The following is a 219-nucleotide window of genomic DNA, read 5'->3' as shown; positions in this document are numbered from 1 at the left end:
GGTGGGTGATGACGGGATCGAACCGCCGACCCCCTCCTTGTAAGGGAGGTGCTCTCCCAGCTGAGCTAATCACCCACTTCTCAATTTCTTACTCTACACGGCGGAGACTACACAAAGTAGTTGGTGGGTGATGACGGGTTCGAACCGCCGACCCCCTCCTTGTAAGGGAGGTGCTCTCCCAGCTGAGCTAATCACCCCCGCTGTGTGGAGTCGCATTAT

2 tRNA genes are annotated in these 219 nt (G+C 57.1%); both read right to left on the bottom strand.

Going from position 1 to position 219, the window contains the following annotated elements:
- Positions 1 to 2: 2 nt before the first annotated feature.
- A tRNA-Val gene (locus OGY10_RS00110) sits at positions 3 to 75 on the bottom strand.
- A gap of 46 nt (positions 76 to 121) precedes the next feature.
- Positions 122 to 197: transfer RNA gene (locus OGY10_RS00105), tRNA-Val, on the bottom strand.
- Positions 198 to 219: the final 22 nt, after the last annotated feature.

Origin of the sequence: Citrobacter sp. Cpo148, assembly GCF_030332375.1 — a bacterium.
GTDB classification, from domain to species: Bacteria; Pseudomonadota; Gammaproteobacteria; order Enterobacterales; family Enterobacteriaceae; genus Citrobacter; species Citrobacter portucalensis.
Note: the sequence above shows the minus strand (reverse complement) of the source record. Positions and strands in the feature narration are given on the sequence as shown.